Origin of the sequence: Microbacterium sp. UBA3394 (genome assembly GCF_002358725.1) — a bacterium.
Classification (GTDB): Bacteria; Actinomycetota; Actinomycetes; order Actinomycetales; family Microbacteriaceae; genus Microbacterium; species Microbacterium luteum.
The window spans coordinates 23,035-39,522 of sequence record NZ_DEPK01000059.1; the positions used below are offsets into that span (position 1 = coordinate 23,035).

Consider the following 16,488-nt stretch of genomic DNA (forward strand, 5'->3'; position numbering starts at 1 on the left):
TGTCGGGGGCGTACATGAGTCACCCCAACCCGATCCCGGAACGAGACGTCCACGAGAACCGCGCTCCGGCTCCTCGACCGAACGCCGACACCGGCGGCAACCGGCGCGCCCGGTCGCTGAAGCCCGCGGCGGCCTGGCGCACACCACGCCCGGTCGCTAGGGTCGCCCCCACCGGCAGCCGCCGGGCGCGGCGGGCAAGCTCCGCCTGAAAGTCCAGCCCGAGCCCCGCGATCCGCCCCGACCGTGATGTCAGCAGCTCGCTCGGACGTACCCAGTCCACCCCAGAAGGGCGCCGCGCCGCCGTCCGTGCGACGCCGGTCAGAGACGGGTCCCTGTGCCGGGCAAGCTCCGACACCTCGGAGGCTTCTGCAGCTTCGCTACGCGGCAGGTAGATGGCGGAGGTGCGGGGCGCGGACGATGGGGTGACGGTGTGCTTGCTCATGGGGTCAGGTCCTTCGGGTTCTCCTGCACATCAGGTACGGTCGGCGTCGCTGCGAACCAGCGGCCGACCGTCGACGGTGCGACCTTCAGATGACGGGCGATCGCCTTGTTCGACCAGCCCTCCTCTCGCAGTCGCGCCGCCGTCCGCCGCCGCCCCACCGGCTCCGAGGCGCCCCGGTCCGGGACGTCCGCCACCGCCTCGGGCTCCGAGGCGGAATCGGCAGGTCGGGAGCGGACCAGCACGACCGTCAGGTGCGTGGACGCCAGCAGCACCAGCGGCGGCACGGCGGCGACGGACGCAGCCAGCACGGCGGGCACATCCGCGTCGGCGGCGACGATCGCGTGCAGGGCGTTCGCGGCGACTGAGATCAGCGCACCACCAGCCAGCAGCGACCACGGATACCAGGCCGTGCGTCGGCCCGCGAGGGCCACGACTGCGACGGTGGCCACGACGATCAGCCCGTCAACGATCATCGGCCACGCCCACGCCTGCCCTGCAGCGACCCCAGAACGACGGGCGAGATCGGCCAGAGCGGTGAACGAGAGCCAGAACGCGCCCGCGGCGATCAGCACCGTCCCCGCGACCGCGACAACCACCGCCCCCCGCTGACCCCATGACCGTGTCTCGTCGATCATGAGAGCACCCCGCCTCTGACCGGTGCCGCTCTGCGCTGCGCATCGTTGCGCGGTGCGACGGCGATGCCAGTCCGAGGGGAGGTGGCGCCGACGGTGCGGTAGGCGGAACGGATCGTGGTGAACACCTCGCTGGGTGGCAACCCGGCGTGCTCCGCCGCTGGCCCCAGCATGTCCAGCGCCGACACAAGTGGGGCGCCGGTCTCTGCGAGACGGCACGCGGCCCAGAACAGCCCACGGTTACGTTCGCCCTCCCGGAGCGCAGCGACCCACACGGTTAGCCGGCGCGCATCCTGGGCCCGTGACCCACCATCCGGCCGGAACGGGTGTTCGGGGCGTGGGGTGAGGAAATCTCGCAACGCCAACGCGTCTATCGGCCCGGGGGTGGACTGTGGTCCGCTGATCAGCTCGTACGTGCCCAGGAGATGCTCCGCCACCGGGATCGTCGAGGGAGGCACGATGACGTAACCGCCAGTCCCACGGAAGTCCAGATGCGCGCGGGCCACCTGCCACGACCGCTGAGGCCGTCCCGGCTCGTCCGGGTAGTAGGCGTGCATCCCGCCTGACGGCGTGCGTACCAGCGCCGACCATCCGCCCGCGAGCCCCGCCTTCTGGGCGCGGTCGAAGGCGGCAAATCCTGACGAGGTGGTCCTCCGGTCCACGTCCACCACCTCCACGCCCGACGCCGCGCCGGTTGGCACACCGATGTTTGCGGCAGGCCACCGCCGCCACCATGAGGCGACCTGCCGCGCCGCCGCAGTCGCCTCATGGAAACCGTGTTCGACCAGCGGGCGCTTGCCACCCGGTACGCATGGGAACACCGGCACCCCGCCCGTAGCGATCCGCGCTGCGGCGTCCGGCAGCGGCATCCCCGCAACAGCGGCGAACAGACGCGCGGGGTCCATCACAGACTCCTCGCCGCGCCACCCACCTCTGAACGGCGTTGCCCGAACGGTGCCGACGGTATCCGCTCGGCATGAGGTCGTGTCTTCACGCGGGTCAGACCAGGCGGGAGCCCGTCGCCGAGCTGAACCGTGTTGAGTGCGTCGAGAACCACACCCGCTGTCTTCCGCACCCGTTCGCCGGTGGCGTGCACCACCTCGGCGGGGTTCTTGTCCGCGACCGTCCCCGCCCATCCTGCGACGTAAGGAATCGTGTATGAACCGGTGTCGATGCCATGCGCGGCGCCGATCATCAACGCGACCGACTCCGCCTCGACCTCGCCGATCCCACGGTGCCCCGCCCAATCCGGGTTGCCGGGGCCGTGGAGGCGGACATGGGCGAGTTCGTGCGCGAGCGTCTTCACCTGCGCGGCCGCAGCCATGTTCGACCGCACAGCGACAGTACGTGCCCCGTAGTCGGTCAGGCCGTTCGCGCCGCCGATCATTCCCTCGTGCTCGACCCTCAGCACCCGGTACCCATCCGCCTCAACCAGCGCCGCCAGTCCCGCCCATAGCCCCGTCGGCGCGTCGCCTTCCAGCAGCCGCGGCACGGGCCGCTCGGGAATCGGATCGCCCGAGGTCTGCGAGACATCCCATACATGGGCCGTTCGCGCGGCGACCATCCGCGAGCGGACCGCCTCGCCGGGGCGGGGCTTCTCGAACCTGCTGAGTCGCCGCCAGGACTCTGGATCGTGCGGCGTCAAGGACGCGAACTGACCCGTCACCGGCGCGAAGATCATGTAGCCCGGCTGTCCCTTCGACACCTGACGGCCAAGCGACTGCCACTGCCTGTACCCGGCGACATACGTCGGCTCGGGCTCGGTCACGAGCCCACTCTCGAAGGTGCCACGGTGCTGAGCCCAGATCAGCAGCGTGTTCCTGAACGACCTCGATCGAAAGCGAGCGGCGAACCCCATCGCTTGCCGCCAGTCATCCCCGGAGACCAGCTGCTCAACAGCTGTCGCGAGGCGCGCGTGGATCTCATCAAGTTTCACCTCTTGGGTCGATCTGTCTTGCTCCGAGGCCATGGCTGCTCCTTTCGCGTACCTCGCCCGAGCCAGGCGAGGTATCGATGAGCAGGTACGCCAGGGAGTTCCCGCAGAGCGCGCCAATCCCCGGGGGTCTTCCAGGTGCCGAGAGGTCGTCCCTTCAGTGCCGTCAAGCGGTGTTACGACAGCGGCGACGTGTGTCGCTATGCGTCGCCGCGGCTCTGGTCGCGACGTGGCGGTGAGGCCGGTCGCGACACGGTAGTTGCGGGCGAGCTTGTCAGAGCACATCGCGATGCCCCGCCACTGCTTGAGCCAGTTGAAGCAGCGTTCGGCGAAGTTGCGGGCCCTTGTCGCGCTCCGTCTGCTGGTCGCCGAAGCCGATCGAGTGTCCTGGCTTCTTGCGTCGGTGCGTGATCTGGTTGTACCGCCCGTGGGGGAGCGTTCGCGCTGATCGCGGGATGCGCGTGCGGTATCTAGTCACCCCACTGCGCGCCGATCTACAGAGTTCGGATGAAGAGACCCCGAAGCCGCACAGCTTCGGGGTCTCTTCATCGCTGTCGGGAACGATGTGGAGTCACGCGCAGGTCCACCCTGACGCTGTCCCGTACCCGTAGTAGGTAAGGTCCAGGTACGCGCACACTGTGTCGCTGGGGTCGTTGAGCTGAATGACCCGCGTCCACACGACCGAGGCGTTTGTCTCGTCTGCACCGGCCGAGTTCTGCCATCCGACCTGTGAGTGGATGCTCAGCGCGACTGTTTGAGCTGAACCGACTGCGCTCTGGAATCGCGCGTAGTTTCCCGGGCAGCCGTTTGAGTACTTGATTTGAAGCAGTCCGACGTATACGCCAGAGTTGCTGTAGACATTGACCTCTTTGACCAGGTCGTTTCCGCTGCAGCTTGCCGGGTCGGCGTACCCTCCCCAGTCCGACGCTGAGGCTGCCGCAGCCGGACCTAGCGTGGCGGTGATCGCGAGGAGGACTCCCGCCAGGATCGCGAATATTCGATGCCGAGTATTGTGCGAGCGGGTGCGGTCAACTCGGAAATGAACTGTGCTCATTGCGTACTCCCTCATGGTCTTTCGTCCTGGACGTGGTGGGTTAGCCCTGAGGCCCTGACGGTGCGTACGCGTCGATGAACGTCTGGATGCCGCGTGCGTATCGATCGACATCGGCCTTGATCTGCGACAGCTTGGGGGCGTTGTTGTCGATGAGCACTACTTGGCTGTCCCATTGGGTCTTGTAGAAGATCTCGTCGTACCGGCTGGACGCCGCGCACTCCGCGTCCTGGGTCGCGAGCTTGATCTCGTCCGGTGTCGCTCCCGCCGCACGTTGAGCTTCGCTCCCGTCGAGACCGAAGGTCGCTTTCATCTGGTCTGTCGGCATCATCTCGGGTGTCGCAGGGGCATCGATCCCCGCTTCCTGGAGGCAGGAGTTCCACCTTTTGGCAGCGTCTGACAGGGCGGGACTCGAGAGCGCGATCTGCTTGGATTCGGCGATCAATCCATACACGTACATCTGGTCGTCCATGTTCGGCATGGGGTTCTCCGCTCGGACTGCATCGAGGCACGTGTCGAACACGGCGTTGAACGCGTCGTCGGCATTGAAGCTGTTCACGTACACGCCGAACTCGTCCCAGGCCTGGATGCTCGGTGACGTGGTGATCGGTCGGTGGTATCCCGATCGCGCAGCAAGCTCGGCGTTGAACAGAGTGCGACCTGCATCATTCATCCACTCGAATCGTTCCTCGGTGAGGTCCTGCCACGGGACGGGCCAGGCGTATCCGGCCTCTTCCAGGCATGGCTGTACCGCGAGTTGCTCGCCATAGGCAACTGCGTGGGGATCCGCGATCAAGTAGCTGTCCAATGGTAGAGCCCACCGGGACTGGTCCTGCTCGACATCGATCTCCACCGTCGCAACGTCGCCCGAAGTTGTCGTGGTCGCCGCAGCGGCTGTCGCAGCGGCAGACGCCACGACAGCGGAGATCAGTAGCAGCCCGGCAATGGAGCCCGCGACTGTGGCTTGGGTTCTTGAAGTTCTCATCGTCCTTGTCCCGTCTTTCACCGTGCGTCAGCAGACACCGTCGAGGCAGCTCTCGTAGTAGCCGGATTCGAGGTTGTCGTTGTAGGGCCAGCCGAAGTTGACCGCGACATCGATATACGCTCTTGCCCAATCTCCGGTCCGGTACGTTCCCGTGAAGAAGTAGGTCCACTCATAGTTGCCGTCGTTGTACGCAGACGACACGGTGTTGGCAAGCGACGTGATCGTGCTCGGATAGGTGTACGCGGAAAAGTCCGGAATGTAGTAGAAGTAGTTCCGATACCGGCCGGCGTACCCCAGCGTCTCCCAGTTCGCGTCCCGCCACAGACAGGTCGAGCCGTTCGGGCAGATCGCCTCCGCCTCCCCAGGCGTTTGAGCGTCCGCGCGAAGGGGGACCAGAATCGACAGTGCGACTGCTGCGCACGCGAGGATCGAGACGCGCAAGCGCGACCTCGAACGAGACGAGGGGATCAGATCGCTCGCTGACTCAGTGACCGCTTCCATCTTGACCTCCAACTGCTCACGAGATGACCGTTCAACTGCTCACGAGATGATCGTTCGAGGGATACGTTTGGTGGGAAGCGGATACCTTACAGGGAGTCCGACGGCCGCCCTGAGTGTCCGCGGTCATGTGTGGTGTCAGCGCTGCCGCGCGTCTTGTAAGGAGATCTCCGCCGTGCGGTGGAGTTGAGGCCGAGACCGTGCTCGTACCCTGGGGCGTATGGACGACATCTGGGGCTGGGGCGCGATTGTTGTCGTGCTGCTCGTCCCGATCGTCTTCGGAGCGGTGGGGATCGCTGCTCGCCGACGGCACCGTGCGGGTGACACGACGGCTCCTTCATCCGCTGGTCTCCTCGGCTTCGATGAGCTCTTTCACCCTTCTGCTCACAACGCTCGAGTCACCTGGGAGGCCGAGCAGCAGATCCCGGCCCCGGCTCCGACACCTGGTAAGGGGCCCGGCGTCATCGACGGTAGCGGCCGGATCGTGATCGAGGTCTCGGAGTGAGCGCGTCATGCTGAGAATCCGGCAACGGGTCGACGCTGACATATCGACGGTCGTCGGGTGGATCGCAGATGCGGATGCGCTGAACATGTTCACCGGGCCCAGGCTGGTGTGGCCATTGACGATTGATCAGCTGGCGGCCATGACCGCTACGGATGCCGTCAGTGCGTGGGTGATGATCGACGACAGGGCGGACGTGATCGGACACTTTGACCTTGCTCTGGACGAGGGCACGGCCCGAATCGGCAGGGTGATCGTCGATCCGTCCAGGCGGGGTCGCGGCTACGGTAGCGCGCTTGTCCGCCTGGCGATCGAGGAGGCTCGGGCGCTTGGCGCACGAGCTCTGACGCTGAATGTCGTTGCGGACAATGCGCCGGCTATCGCAACATACGAACGGGCCGGCTTCCAGCAGTTGCCGATGAGCGACCGGCCAGACGTCCGAACGATGGCTCTCACGCTCTGACTCCCGACTCGCCCTACGGAATCGGGCGTTGACCGGTCTGCGAAGCTCGCTGCGCCGTAGCGTCGTCCCCGTGTTGACCGCCGACGGTGTGATCCCTCCGCTGCCGAGACGCATCCCGGTCGCGGGGGTAACTGACCGCTCGCTGTTCCGCCGCGCCAAACGCGATGCAGGGGCACGCCCCGTAGCTGCCTGTGCTCGGTGCTCTGCTCGTCCACCGGTGCAATATCCGTAGCGGACATCATCCGGCGAGGCGATCTAGACTCCCTTGGATGAGGAGGAGAGGACTGGCAGTCATTGCGTGCGTCGCGGGGATCGCTTCGCTTTCGGTGGCGTGCACGGCATCCCCGCCAGCATCGGAGCTTCTGACCGCGGGGCCGAGCCCGTCGGCCACCTCAGCGCCGTCTCCCACGACCGTGCCCACGATGGATCCTGGGTCGGTGGCTGATCCCGGCCCGTGCGAAGGAGCTGTTCCCGCATACCCCCTTGCGGACCAGACCGAGGTCGAACAACTCGGTGGGGCGTCCCTGGCGGTCCCCGTGGACCGAGGCCCGATGCCCCACGCGGCAGGCGAAGCGATCTTGGACGATCAAGGTGTCCCGGTTGCCTACAGGGTCGCACCCAACGACGTCATCTCGACGATCGGCGCCCGGTTCTGCGTCGGCGAACAGTGGCTCCACTGGGTCAACTACGTCCGCCGTGACGGCGATGCGCTCTACGCCGGAGACGTACTCAATCTCGACGCGCACACGATCCTCAGCGTCGGGGACCAGAACGGCGTCGTTCACGACAATGCGCTACCCGAAGGTTTCGTCATCCCACCGCAGCGCTAGGGAACGCTGATACCCCGCACTCAGGAGCGTTGACCGGTTCTGAGTGCGGGGTATCGGTGTCCTAGAGGTCGCGAGCTTGATGCGTAGTGGCAGCGCCTGGATTGCGTTCGAGTCCGGCTGAGACGGGCGTTACGTGGTGAGGTACACCCTCTTGCCTGTGAGTTCTTGCCCCCACGTGATGGTGGAGTACTTCGGGCTGTACGCCTCAGCGCAGACGGTGGAGCCGGAGTACAGCCAGCACGGCCTCGCGTAGTAGCCACTGGTGTAGAAGCTTCCGCGGTTCGGCCACGTTCCGGTCGCGCCGCTCCCATCGAACCCGTACCAGATGTGGGGTGACAGCCAGCCGTGCCAGCATGCGTGCCCCGTGTTGCAGATGCTGTAGACGCTGTTCGGTTGAATCAGCACCGGCGTTAATTCGACACTCTCGAAGGCGCCGGTCGCCGGATCGATGGTGATCGTCACCGGGTCATCGGATTCGAGCAGGGCGATCTCGTCGCTGCTGAGTTCGGAGAACTCTGCAGGCGTGTCCCCTTCGTCGTCTGCGTATGCCGGCGCGCTACCGAAGACGGCACCAACGAGCGCGAGCAATCCGATCGTCGCTCCCGCCAGTCGGGTATGTCTCGTGGTCGTCATAGCTCTCCCTTTCTTTCCGGTTCGCCCCGTCGCGGCCTGGACTGCGGGGCGGTGACCAATAGTCGCGCTGGTCGCTGTCGCGCTGAGGTGCAGCGCGTTGCTCAGTAGTGTTTGCGAAGTCGGGGAATCCTTACTTCTGGTCTGAATCCGGTCGCGCGGCCCTCGACATGTGATCTACTATCGTTATTCGATATATCGTTTTGCGATAGTTGGAGGGCAACATGCCGATCGCTTTTCGCTGGGCCGTGCGGGTCTTGCTGGTCCTGCTGTTTCTCTTCTCGTTGCTGGTCGAGGGGTATTTCGTGCCGCGCCTAGGGCTTGATGTCGTTCACGTCTTCCCCGAAGCGTGGGATCTGTTCGTTCCGGCGCTGGTGTGGTCGATCCTGTTCATCGGCTGCGGGCAGGCGATTCTGGTAGTCGTCTGGCGTTTGGTATCTCTGGTCGCGCGGGAGCGGATCTTCTCGTCGGCCGCCGTGCCGTGGGTTCGTGCGTTGATCGTGGTCGCTGTCATCGCGCTCGTGCTGCTGGTCGCAGCCTTTGTCGCACTCAGCGTGAGGGAGTACACACCGCCGCTGGCGATGTATGGCTTGATCGGACTGTTCTTGCTGTGCTTGACGTTCGCGCTGGTCGTGTGGACGATGCTCGGGCTGTTGCGACGGTCGACCCGTTTCCACGACGAGTTGGAGGAAGTGATCTAGTGCCGATCGACGTTCATCTCGATGAGCAGCTCAGGAGGTCCGAGCTCACGGTCGCCGAGCTCGCCGCGGCGATCGGCATCACACCCGCCAACGTGTTCGTCCTCAAGAACGGCCGCGCCAAGGCGGTGCGCTTCACCACGCTCGCCGCGATTTGCGAGGTGCTCGCATGCCAACCCGCAGACATACTGACGTATCGTGCCGACGACGACGGGACAGCCTCGCCCGGGGTTCTCAGCGAATAGTCAGGCGCGTGGGCACGGGGCGGCGTCTCACACCAATGGAGAGACCCGACCCGCGCGCCGCAAGACGACCAGACCTGCGTGATTCTCACAGGATCTGCGGGTTGATGCGCGTCGTCCAGATGTACATGATCGTCTGCGGGTCATCGAATCCGAGTGAGTCCGTGGCATACGAAACGACGTCAGGCCCCGATGACCAGTAGGAGCCGTTGCTGCTCGCAGAGGAACACCTCTTGTCAGCGATTCCGACGCCGGAGCGCTGGAATTGGATGCATACCTGGATGATTCGCTGACCGCTATAGACATTCGCAGCAGCCTTCGCGTGTCCCTCGTACCACACCCACGCGGTCTCGGTCGAATACGCATAGCTCGAGCCCCAGTACACCATCGGCGTAACCATTCCCGGTGGTGGCGTCGATGGCCATTCGACACCGACAGTCCCACCGGAGCCCGGCTCGGGGAGCACGACCCACTCCTCGGTGACCTCGACGCCGTCCTCCGGCCCGAATGTACGGCCATCGATGAAGACCGTGCCGGAGTCGTCCTGGTTGTTGTCGGTTCCGGTACCGGTGTCACCGTTCGCAAAAGCCGGCGCGCCGCCCAGAAGAGTACCCGCGAGTGCGAGCAGTCCGATCGTCGTCTTCACCAGTCGGGCTTGTCTCATAGTCCTCATGGGTCTCCCTCTCTGCCCTGGTTCGCTCCGCCATTGCACAGGGTTCGGCACGATCATCGGCAGCAGTATCGCCGTGCTCGCGGGCCCCGATCTGACGCGTGTGCTGAGTAGTGTTTGCGGGAGCAGGGAATCCTTACGTGCGGCGCGGCGGACGACTGCTGGGGGTGGGCCGCGGTCGCATTCGGGGTCTTCGAGAGCCGGTGTAAGGATTCGACGTTCTCGCCAAACAAGTCATGTGAGTGTGATTGGTCATGAACGCGGGGGAGTAGACGTGGAGCCGGACCCGGAGGACTTCACGACTCTCTACAAACGTAGCTACCGGACGATCCTGCGTTACATCTACCAGCGCGTGAACGACCATGCGCTTGCTGAAGACCTTACTGCGGAGACCTACGCCCGGGCCCTGGAGAAACAAAAAAATGGAGTGACCATTACGGTCGGATGGCTAATTCGCGCGGCTCGCAACCTGATCGGAAACGAGTACCAGCGACGCGACCGTGCCCAGGCTCGCATGCAGCGGATTGTGATCGAAGAACTCACCGCAGCGGCGCGGAACGAGAACGAGGACGACTTGGAGGTGAGAGCGGCGATGGCCCGGCTGCGCCCTGCTGACGCGCTGGTGCTGCAACTCACCTACTGGGACGGCCTGTCAGCATCTGAGGCGGCGACGTTCCTGGATTGCTCCACGGGGGCAGTATGGGTGCGACTCACTCGCGCCCGGGCAAAGATCCGTTCGATGCTCATGGAGGAGTCCCACATGAGCATCTCGCCGAGGTTGGTTGAGGGTGGTGATTTGGATGGATGATCTGAGTCGGCGCCTTCGCAAGGCCAATCCTCATGAGGGACAGCCCCTGCCCGAGCACGCGGTGAAAACGTTGGATGACTTGCTCACCGGACGCCGCACGCCTCAATGGGATCGATCAGCGCGGTCAGTCTCGCCGCGTCGTGTATGGCGGCCACTGGTGCTCGCCGGATCAGGCTTCGCGGCAGCCGTGACCGTCGTCGCCGTGATCGCGCTCGTGATCTTGCGGCCGGTGCCCGCCGTCGCGATCACGCCGGACCGGTTGCCGCTCGAACCGACTTCCTGGACTGTGGAGACACTGCTGGAGGAATCGATGACCGGTGTCCCAGCTCCTGAGGTTGCCGAGTCCCGCCGCGGTGCGGAGTGGGAAGGCTGGTTCGTGCAGCTCGACCTGGACAGCCCCACCGCGACATTCATACAGCCGCAGCGGACGCAGATCGAGTGGAACGACGATCTCTCTGGCACGAGTCGGGTCATCGCCGGAGTCCCCATGTCCGCCGACGGCTCCCCGATTGAACCGGTACCAGCGTCCGCGGAGGCGACAGGCACGATCCTCTACGAGGACAGTTGGGCGCCTGGCGAGCTCGTCACGCCGTTCCCCACCGCGCCACCTGATGACGTCGACGGCATGCGCGCCTACCTCCAAGCCTTCCTGAGGGAACAAGGCGGGACTGACGCTGACGCGCCGTCGGCGGGCGACTACGTCCTCGCGGTCACCTCCCTGATGCAAGTGTGGACGCTCAGCGAAGCGGCACAGCGCGCCGCGATCACAGTTGTCCTCGACGCGGCCGGTGTCACAGTGGCGGGGGAGACGACCGACCGGGCCGGTCGGTCCGGGGTAGTGCTGAACACCGAGCCCACCGACCTTCAGCCCGACTACCGCACCCGACTCATCATTGACCCTGCCTCCTGGCGAATCCTCGCGGCAGAGACCAACACGATCGACGGACTCCCGGACTTCGGGATTCCCGCCGGCGCCGTGACTGACTACACGATATGGAGATGAAATGACCGGTACCCGTTCTCGTCGACTCGCCGTTCTTGCCGCTGTAGGTGCTCTTGCCCTGGCTCTGTTCACGCCTGGTGTCGCGGCGTACGCGGACGATACCAGCGAGCTCCAAGCCCGCGTTGACGCCGTGCTCGCGGAGTTCCCCGGTGGATCCCAGACAGCACCCAACGAGGTCACCTGGGAGGACGGGGCGGTGATACTCACTCTTGCGGCCGACGAGGGTCTGATCACCACGATGGCGGTCGGGTCCTGCGCAACCGGCTACTACTGCGCCTACTCCGGGTACAATCTCTCGGGAAGCAAGCTCAGCTTCTCCGCCTGCAACACGACACAGTCAACGGGCGCTCTCAGCGTCGTCCGATCGCTCGCGAACGCACGCAGCAGCGGCTACGTGCAGGGCAAGAACTCCAGCGGCACCGTCCTCGCCACGGTCAGCGCCGGTGGCTCCCTCGCCTACGCTTCCACCAGCATCACGAAACTGACCTGCGTGAGCTGACGAACCCTCAGCGACACGTCTGCAGGCAACCAGCAGGTGGTGTACGCCTCATTGGGGGAGGGGGCGCGGCAGGTGCCTTACGGCGCGAAGGTCGCGCCTCCTGGCGCGAGCAGCAAGAACCATCCGATGGCCACGACGACCGCGCACCCCGCGGGCACAAGGCCGGCAAGAGCGAGAAAGAACTTCCGACGCTCCGGCTGTCGCCGCGCCTGTATTAGTGCCAGCACGAACGCAACGATGATCAGCGCAGCCGCCACCACCCAGAGGAAGCACGCGATGCCGTAGCCGATACCTGCCTCGGTCGAGTCGTAGCTTGTTGTCTCACGCAGCTCTCCGTTGTACCACGCGAGCCCCGTCATGCCGAGTGAGAGAATCCCGGCGAGGCCCGCAAGACAAGCGAGAACGCCGCTTGCGATAACGCCCGCTGTTCCTGGCGACCCCCCCTCATTTGACGAATCGTTCAGGTCATTGGAGCGACTCATCTCGTTTGGGGACTCGGACGAAGTGGTTCGAGCGGACGACCATGCCCGGGGCCTCGTCGTCATCAGCGCAGTTCTCCGGGGAAAACATGAGTGAGCAGGGTGAGGAGGGAGCTGGAGGGCTCTCCGTCCAGCGGGCATCTTGTCGTTGAGTGCTAGGCCGTGTTGATCAAGTCTGATTTGATCCAGATCAGCGTGGCGGCGAGGCTGACGGCGGCGCGGTAGCTGCGGGCGGTCTTGTCAGAGCGCATCGCGATGCCGCGCCACTGCTTGAGCTTGTTGAAGCAGCGTTCGACGATGTTGCGACCCTTGTAGCGTTCCTGCTGCTGGTCGCCGAAGTCGATTGGTCGGCCAGGCTTCTTCCGCCGGTGCGCGATCTGGTCGTCACGCTCCGGGATCGTCGCCGCGATCCCGCGGTCACGGAGCCAGGCACGGTTTGCCTTCGACGGGTAGCCCTTGTCGGCGAGCACCCGATCGGGACGGGTGCGGGGGCGGCCCTTCCCATCGCGGGGGACGCGGATGTCCTCAAGGACGGCGGTCATCATCGTGGTGTCGTTGATGTTCCCGCCGGTGATCATCATCCCCAGCGGCCGGCCGCGACCGTCGCAGACCAAGTGCAGCTTGGTCGTGAGCCCGCCACGGGAGCGACCGATCCCGTGATCAGGCGGCTCGAACCACGGATTCTTGTGATTCGGAAGAGCCCCCTGTGTCCCGATTCAGGGTCGCGCCGTGCTGATGAACACGCGCGATCGTCGAGTCGATCGAGACGACCCAATCGATCTTCCCTGCGGCGTCGGCCTGCTTCTGCACCTCAGCGAGCAGCTTCTCCCAAGTGCCGTCCTCGGCCCACCGGCTGAACCGCTTGTAGATCGAGTTCCACTTCCCGAACCGCTCCGGCACGTCACGCCACGGCGCACCCGTGCGATACTTCCACGCCATCCCCTCGATAGCCAGCCGATGATCGGTCCACGGCCTCGACCGACCCGACACCGTCGGCATCAACGGCTCCATCACGGACCACACCTCGTCAGAGATCTCCTGTCGCGTCACCGTTCAAGACTGTCCCAGCGGGGAGCGAAAGCTCTTGATCAACACGGCCTAGGCGCAACTCCGCCGAACCCTCGTGTCTCATCGATGCAGGCTAGGCGTAGAGGAAGAGCAAGAGCACCGTGAGCCCGATTGACGACGCGGCAATCGTCGCCCCAGCGCCCAGCCAGAGCCCGGATTGCCGGTTGTGTCGCCTCGATGCTCCGTACGACATGAGGATTGCGAATCCTACGAGGTGCACCGCAACCAGCGGTACGACACCAAAGAAGAGTGCGGTGCCCGTCATAGTTGTCCCCGAGGCGAGGGCCTTGGGCTGTTCGGTGGTCTCCTCTAAACCGACGATCGCGAGCCAGAACCAGGCCCCGGTCGTCACGACGATGCCCATCGCTGCGAGAAGCCAGAAGCCAATCGCGTGGCCGGTCGTCTTCCACCCGGAGAGCACAGGCTCCCCCACGCGGTCGAGACTGGCAGCGGTGGTCATGTGCCGATGATACGTGTGTGAGGTGCGGTCCGTATTCAGCATGTTTGGACCGGGGTCAGGGTGCGATGGGCGACGTTCAACGGAATGAATCCTCCCACCGCATGATCGTGTAGTAGAGCTGGGCGCGATGGCGGCCATAGTAGACGTCCCCGTTGTACCCCCAGCACATCTGGAGAACCTGGCTCGGAGTGAGATCGCGGAGGCTGGACGGAGCCATGCTCGAGCGGACCTCGGCTTGACGCATCATCTCGAACATCGCGGTCTCGATGTTGAACTCCTCGTCGTTGTGCAGACCTTCCCACACGTCGAACATGTCCTGCGGGACGCTCGCGCTGTACGGACCATCCGTGATGAAACCTCTGCTCCGCGCCCAGTTTCGAGCGTCAATGCCGGTTCGCGCGAAGATCTGACAGGGTCCCGTAGAACTGTCGTCGACGGACAGGGCTGGTGGGGCTTGACCCGCGAGCACCGCTGCGTAGTACGCGATCACCCGGCCGTCCTGGACATCGTCACCTATGTTGATAACCATCGACTCCCAGATCAGCGGGGTCATGATCAGCGCCTTGTAGATGTTGTACTCGCTGGCGAGGTTCGTGATGAACGCGTCATGGCTCTCCACCTTCGTCTTGACGTTCGACCGGTTGAGTGCCATCACTTCCAGCTGAGGGGTGGTGCTACCCAAGAGCTCGTCGGGGTAGCGGGTGCATGCGCCGTACCACTCCGACTCGAACGCGTCTAGCTGTGAAGAAGGTATCTGCGGATCGTCACCGACGCCGACCGCAGCTGCGAGAGCTGAGACAGCTGCGTCGCGGCCCGAGACGATGTTCTTGTCGATCTCGACCGCTCCGCTTCCGCTTCCGACGGTGATGGTCTGGATTTGATCGAAGGCCCAGTTTGCAGGCAGCGTATATGTGAGATTTCCGGCATACCCTGTGGACATGTCGGAGACGAAGCTGTACGTCGCTAGTCCCTCGCCAGAGATACGGGCGCACGCGTGGCGTGGGCCGTAGACCCCGACTCGCCAGTTCCTACCAAACTCATCGATCATCTCGTTGACGCCTTGGAAGTACGGGATGACGAAGTCGGTGAGTTCCCAGTCCTGCACATCGAAGTCTACGGAGAAGTAGATGACGGCATTGGCTGGCATGCGGTACCACCATGCGGCATTGGCAGCCTCCTCCGCGACCTCCTTGCCACGCTGGTAGGTGAAGTGCTCGAGCGATCCGCCGCCGGTCTGGAAAAGAGGGAAGATCTTCCCTCCAGCCGCGATGATCCGAGCGGCTTCGCCGGGTTTGAAACACTTGTCGGGGTTGTCATCTGTCGCGTTGGTGAGGTAGCGGCCAAAGTACTCGTACCCGGCGCCACGAAGTGTCGTGAGTCGGGCGCTGGTGAGCGTCGTGACACAGTCGGCTCCTGCGCCTGGCCGGTCTGCGTCGCCCGTGGAGACGAGGAGGGAGCCCCAGGTCTGGACGTCGGCGTTGCCGTTCTGCGGGAGTGCGACGAACTCTTGGAACGCGAGTGTTTGCGTTCGGGTGCCGCTTCCGTAGTTGCCGTCGTAGGCGACGCTGTAGCCGTTGAATATCAGTGCGGCCTGGAATAGGTGGACGAGATACCTTGTGGTGTCGGTGCTGCCGAGCGTGAGTGCGCCGTACGTTTGGAGCCCGGACTTGGTCGCCGGACCGAAGTTACCGTTCGCGACGCCGTCCGCGATTCCAACTTCGTATTGGATTGCGAACATCAGGGCACGCTGCACGTCACGTGTGTAGTAGCCATCAGTCGGGATGACGTAGAAGTCCTGTCGATGGAGGTATCTGCCGTTTAGTGACTGCTGGATTGAACGAATCGCGCTCGTACCGCCAGACACGAGAGTGAAGGCATCCATGTTCAGTAGTGCCTTGAACACCTTGGGCTCGATCGATCCGTCCCCGGCAGATAGACCCATGTTCGTTCGCAGTGACTGCATCCCCGCGACTGGGACCGCGTCCCATACGCCGTCCAGTGCGCCGTTGCCACCGTTGTAGCCCTTGCAATACATCGCACCTTGCGCGATGCGGATGATGTTCTTGTTCACGGTGCTGTCGTTTACCGGACTCACCGCGGTGAGGGCGGCAAGGGTGCCCGGTCCGAAATTGTTCGAGAGCGCGGTGATGCCGAGCTCGTGCTGGAGGGCTCGGATGAGAGCGTAGATCGTGTTCCATCCGGTCTGTCCGTCAACGACAAGCGGCAGGATTCCCAGCATGCCCGGGTAGGTGAGATTGATCCATTGCTGCGTGTTCTGAACCCATGGGTCGGACATCCCTTGTTCCTCGATTCTGGCTTCGGTCGCAATCGTCGATCCTGACGCTGGAATCGTTTGGTGAACAGTCGGAACCTTACGTGCGCGTCGTCTTCCTGAGCGCCAGGTATCCGGACATCGTCTCGGTCCTCACGGAGGACTCCGGCTAATTGACGTCGCTCGGCAGCGGTGGTCATGACTGCCGTCGCCGCATCTGCCTGTTGTTCGCGCCGCGCTCCGGAGCCCGGACTGCGGACCACCATGACGCCGTTGTCGCCGACCTCGCGTCAGCGGCACCACGCGTCTTGCAGGTCAAGGTC

General features: G+C 64.5%; 21 protein-coding genes. 8 read left to right on the forward strand and 13 right to left on the reverse strand.

The features are described 5' to 3' along the window. Window positions 1-19: 19 nt before the first annotated feature. From B4E30_RS03280 to B4E30_RS03310, 7 genes are all read right to left on the reverse strand, one after another. Window positions 20-442 (reverse strand): hypothetical protein, encoded by a 423-nt coding sequence (locus tag B4E30_RS03280; protein ID WP_286793470.1) that lies wholly within the window; start codon window positions 440-442, stop codon window positions 20-22. Further along, window positions 439-1,077: a DUF2637 domain-containing protein gene (locus B4E30_RS03285; protein ID WP_286793471.1), complete on the reverse strand. Its 639-nt coding sequence runs from the start codon at window positions 1,075-1,077 to the stop codon at window positions 439-441. Before B4E30_RS03285 ends, B4E30_RS03280 begins: the two co-directional genes overlap by 4 nt. Continuing rightward, window positions 1,074-1,979, reverse strand: a complete 906-nt coding sequence (locus B4E30_RS03290; RefSeq protein ID WP_286793472.1) for a bifunctional DNA primase/polymerase — start codon at window positions 1,977-1,979, stop codon at window positions 1,074-1,076. Before B4E30_RS03290 ends, B4E30_RS03285 begins: the two co-directional genes overlap by 4 nt. Next, window positions 1,979-3,043 (reverse strand): ArdC-like ssDNA-binding domain-containing protein, encoded by a 1,065-nt coding sequence (locus B4E30_RS03295; RefSeq protein WP_286793473.1) that lies wholly within the window; start codon window positions 3,041-3,043, stop codon window positions 1,979-1,981. The genes B4E30_RS03290 and B4E30_RS03295 overlap by 1 nt, the downstream gene beginning before the upstream one ends. 238 nt (window positions 3,044-3,281) lie before the next feature. Then, a complete protein-coding gene (locus B4E30_RS03300) occupies window positions 3,282-3,485 on the reverse strand; it encodes a hypothetical protein (RefSeq protein WP_286793474.1) in 204 nt (67 codons plus the stop codon). A gap of 616 nt (window positions 3,486-4,101) precedes the next feature. After that, window positions 4,102-4,911, reverse strand: a complete 810-nt coding sequence (locus tag B4E30_RS03305) for a hypothetical protein (RefSeq protein ID WP_286793475.1) — start codon at window positions 4,909-4,911, stop codon at window positions 4,102-4,104. Between the two features lie 159 nt (window positions 4,912-5,070). Continuing rightward, window positions 5,071-5,484 (reverse strand): hypothetical protein, encoded by a 414-nt coding sequence (locus B4E30_RS03310; RefSeq protein ID WP_286793476.1) that lies wholly within the window; start codon window positions 5,482-5,484, stop codon window positions 5,071-5,073. Between the two features lie 277 nt (window positions 5,485-5,761). Here B4E30_RS03310 and B4E30_RS03315 point away from each other — a divergent pair, with 277 nt between their 5' ends. The 3 genes from B4E30_RS03315 to B4E30_RS03325 all read left to right on the forward strand — a co-directional run bounded on the left by B4E30_RS03315 (window position 5,762) and on the right by B4E30_RS03325 (window position 7,336). Further along, a complete protein-coding gene (locus tag B4E30_RS03315; RefSeq protein ID WP_286793477.1) occupies window positions 5,762-6,046 on the forward strand; it encodes a hypothetical protein in 285 nt (94 codons plus the stop codon). A gap of 7 nt (window positions 6,047-6,053) precedes the next feature. After that, window positions 6,054-6,506, forward strand: a complete 453-nt coding sequence (locus B4E30_RS03320) for a GNAT family N-acetyltransferase (protein WP_286793478.1) — start codon at window positions 6,054-6,056, stop codon at window positions 6,504-6,506. 551 nt (window positions 6,507-7,057) lie between these two features. Then, the gene (locus tag B4E30_RS03325; RefSeq protein WP_286793479.1) at window positions 7,058-7,336 is read left to right on the forward strand and encodes a hypothetical protein; all 279 of its coding nucleotides are present in this window, start codon (window positions 7,058-7,060) and stop codon (window positions 7,334-7,336) included. A 129-nt stretch (window positions 7,337-7,465) separates the two neighbouring features. Here the strand turns inward: B4E30_RS03325 and B4E30_RS03330 are convergent, their stop codons facing one another. After that, window positions 7,466-7,969 carry a hypothetical protein gene (locus tag B4E30_RS03330; protein ID WP_286793480.1) on the reverse strand — a complete coding sequence of 168 codons (504 nt, stop codon included), beginning with the start codon at window positions 7,967-7,969 and terminating at the stop codon, window positions 7,466-7,468. Between the two features lie 221 nt (window positions 7,970-8,190). Here B4E30_RS03330 and B4E30_RS03335 point away from each other — a divergent pair, with 221 nt between their 5' ends. Both B4E30_RS03335 and B4E30_RS03340 read left to right on the forward strand, forming a co-directional pair. Continuing rightward, on the forward strand, window positions 8,191-8,667 hold the full coding sequence (locus B4E30_RS03335; protein WP_286793481.1) for a DUF2975 domain-containing protein: 477 nt from the start codon (window positions 8,191-8,193) through the stop codon (window positions 8,665-8,667). Next, window positions 8,667-8,909: a helix-turn-helix domain-containing protein gene (locus B4E30_RS03340; protein WP_286793482.1), complete on the forward strand. Its 243-nt coding sequence runs from the start codon at window positions 8,667-8,669 to the stop codon at window positions 8,907-8,909. Before B4E30_RS03335 ends, B4E30_RS03340 begins: the two co-directional genes overlap by 1 nt. A gap of 85 nt (window positions 8,910-8,994) precedes the next feature. On the opposite strand, the gene B4E30_RS03345 is transcribed toward B4E30_RS03340, so the two are convergent. Next, window positions 8,995-9,570: a hypothetical protein gene (locus B4E30_RS03345; RefSeq protein ID WP_286793483.1), complete on the reverse strand. Its 576-nt coding sequence runs from the start codon at window positions 9,568-9,570 to the stop codon at window positions 8,995-8,997. Between the two features lie 280 nt (window positions 9,571-9,850). Here B4E30_RS03345 and B4E30_RS03350 point away from each other — a divergent pair, with 280 nt between their 5' ends. The 3 genes from B4E30_RS03350 to B4E30_RS03360 all read left to right on the forward strand — a co-directional run bounded on the left by B4E30_RS03350 (window position 9,851) and on the right by B4E30_RS03360 (window position 11,886). Continuing rightward, window positions 9,851-10,384 carry an RNA polymerase sigma factor gene (locus B4E30_RS03350; RefSeq protein WP_286793484.1) on the forward strand — a complete coding sequence of 178 codons (534 nt, stop codon included), beginning with the start codon at window positions 9,851-9,853 and terminating at the stop codon, window positions 10,382-10,384. A gap of 187 nt (window positions 10,385-10,571) precedes the next feature. After that, a complete protein-coding gene (locus B4E30_RS03355) occupies window positions 10,572-11,387 on the forward strand; it encodes a hypothetical protein (RefSeq protein WP_286793485.1) in 816 nt (271 codons plus the stop codon). Window position 11,388: 1 nt separating this feature from the next. Further along, complete coding sequence (locus B4E30_RS03360; RefSeq protein WP_286793486.1) at window positions 11,389-11,886, forward strand: peptidase inhibitor family I36 protein; 498 nt, start codon at window positions 11,389-11,391, stop codon at window positions 11,884-11,886. A gap of 77 nt (window positions 11,887-11,963) precedes the next feature. Here B4E30_RS03360 and B4E30_RS03365 read toward each other — a convergent pair whose 3' ends face one another. From B4E30_RS03365 to B4E30_RS03380, 4 genes are all read right to left on the reverse strand, one after another. After that, on the reverse strand, window positions 11,964-12,245 hold the full coding sequence (locus B4E30_RS03365) for a hypothetical protein (protein WP_286793487.1): 282 nt from the start codon (window positions 12,243-12,245) through the stop codon (window positions 11,964-11,966). Window positions 12,246-12,520: 275 nt separating this feature from the next. Beyond that, a protein-coding gene (locus B4E30_RS03370) for an IS5 family transposase (RefSeq protein WP_414683147.1) occupies window positions 12,521-13,376 on the reverse strand; the annotation gives its coding sequence in 2 pieces (ribosomal slippage) (window positions 12,521-13,057 and window positions 13,059-13,376; 855 coding nt in all). A 130-nt stretch (window positions 13,377-13,506) separates the two neighbouring features. Next, window positions 13,507-13,893 carry a hypothetical protein gene (locus tag B4E30_RS03375; RefSeq protein ID WP_286793489.1) on the reverse strand — a complete coding sequence of 129 codons (387 nt, stop codon included), beginning with the start codon at window positions 13,891-13,893 and terminating at the stop codon, window positions 13,507-13,509. A gap of 76 nt (window positions 13,894-13,969) precedes the next feature. Next, window positions 13,970-16,132 carry a glycoside hydrolase domain-containing protein gene (locus B4E30_RS03380; protein ID WP_286793490.1) on the reverse strand — a complete coding sequence of 721 codons (2,163 nt, stop codon included), beginning with the start codon at window positions 16,130-16,132 and terminating at the stop codon, window positions 13,970-13,972. Between the last annotated feature and the right edge of the window lie 356 nt (window positions 16,133-16,488).

Bases quoted from the DNA above. Each gene is read 5' to 3' on its own strand.
- B4E30_RS03315 (WP_286793477.1), top strand. From the start codon at position 5,762: ATGGACGACATCTGGGGCTGGGGCGCGATTGTTGTCGTGCTGCTCGTC.
- B4E30_RS03295 (WP_286793473.1), bottom strand. From the start codon at position 3,043: ATGGCCTCGGAGCAAGACAGATCGACCCAAGAGGTGAAACTTGATGAG.
- B4E30_RS03380 (WP_286793490.1), bottom strand. From the start codon at position 16,132: ATGCTGGGAATCCTGCCGCTTGTCGTTGACGGACAGACCGGATGGAAC.
- B4E30_RS03345 (WP_286793483.1), bottom strand. From the start codon at position 9,570: ATGAGACAAGCCCGACTGGTGAAGACGACGATCGGACTGCTCGCACTC.
- B4E30_RS03325 (WP_286793479.1), top strand. From the start codon at position 7,058: ATGCCCCACGCGGCAGGCGAAGCGATCTTGGACGATCAAGGTGTCCCG.
- B4E30_RS03280 (WP_286793470.1), bottom strand. From the start codon at position 442: ATGAGCAAGCACACCGTCACCCCATCGTCCGCGCCCCGCACCTCCGCC.
- B4E30_RS03320 (WP_286793478.1), top strand. From the start codon at position 6,054: ATGCTGAGAATCCGGCAACGGGTCGACGCTGACATATCGACGGTCGTC.
- B4E30_RS03375 (WP_286793489.1), bottom strand. From the start codon at position 13,893: ATGACCACCGCTGCCAGTCTCGACCGCGTGGGGGAGCCTGTGCTCTCC.
- B4E30_RS03335 (WP_286793481.1), top strand. From the start codon at position 8,191: ATGCCGATCGCTTTTCGCTGGGCCGTGCGGGTCTTGCTGGTCCTGCTG.
- B4E30_RS03290 (WP_286793472.1), bottom strand. From the start codon at position 1,979: ATGGACCCCGCGCGTCTGTTCGCCGCTGTTGCGGGGATGCCGCTGCCG.
- B4E30_RS03360 (WP_286793486.1), top strand. From the start codon at position 11,389: ATGACCGGTACCCGTTCTCGTCGACTCGCCGTTCTTGCCGCTGTAGGT.
- B4E30_RS03365 (WP_286793487.1), bottom strand. From the start codon at position 12,245: ATGACGGGGCTCGCGTGGTACAACGGAGAGCTGCGTGAGACAACAAGC.
- B4E30_RS03330 (WP_286793480.1), bottom strand. From the start codon at position 7,969: ATGACGACCACGAGACATACCCGACTGGCGGGAGCGACGATCGGATTG.
- B4E30_RS03285 (WP_286793471.1), bottom strand. From the start codon at position 1,077: ATGATCGACGAGACACGGTCATGGGGTCAGCGGGGGGCGGTGGTTGTC.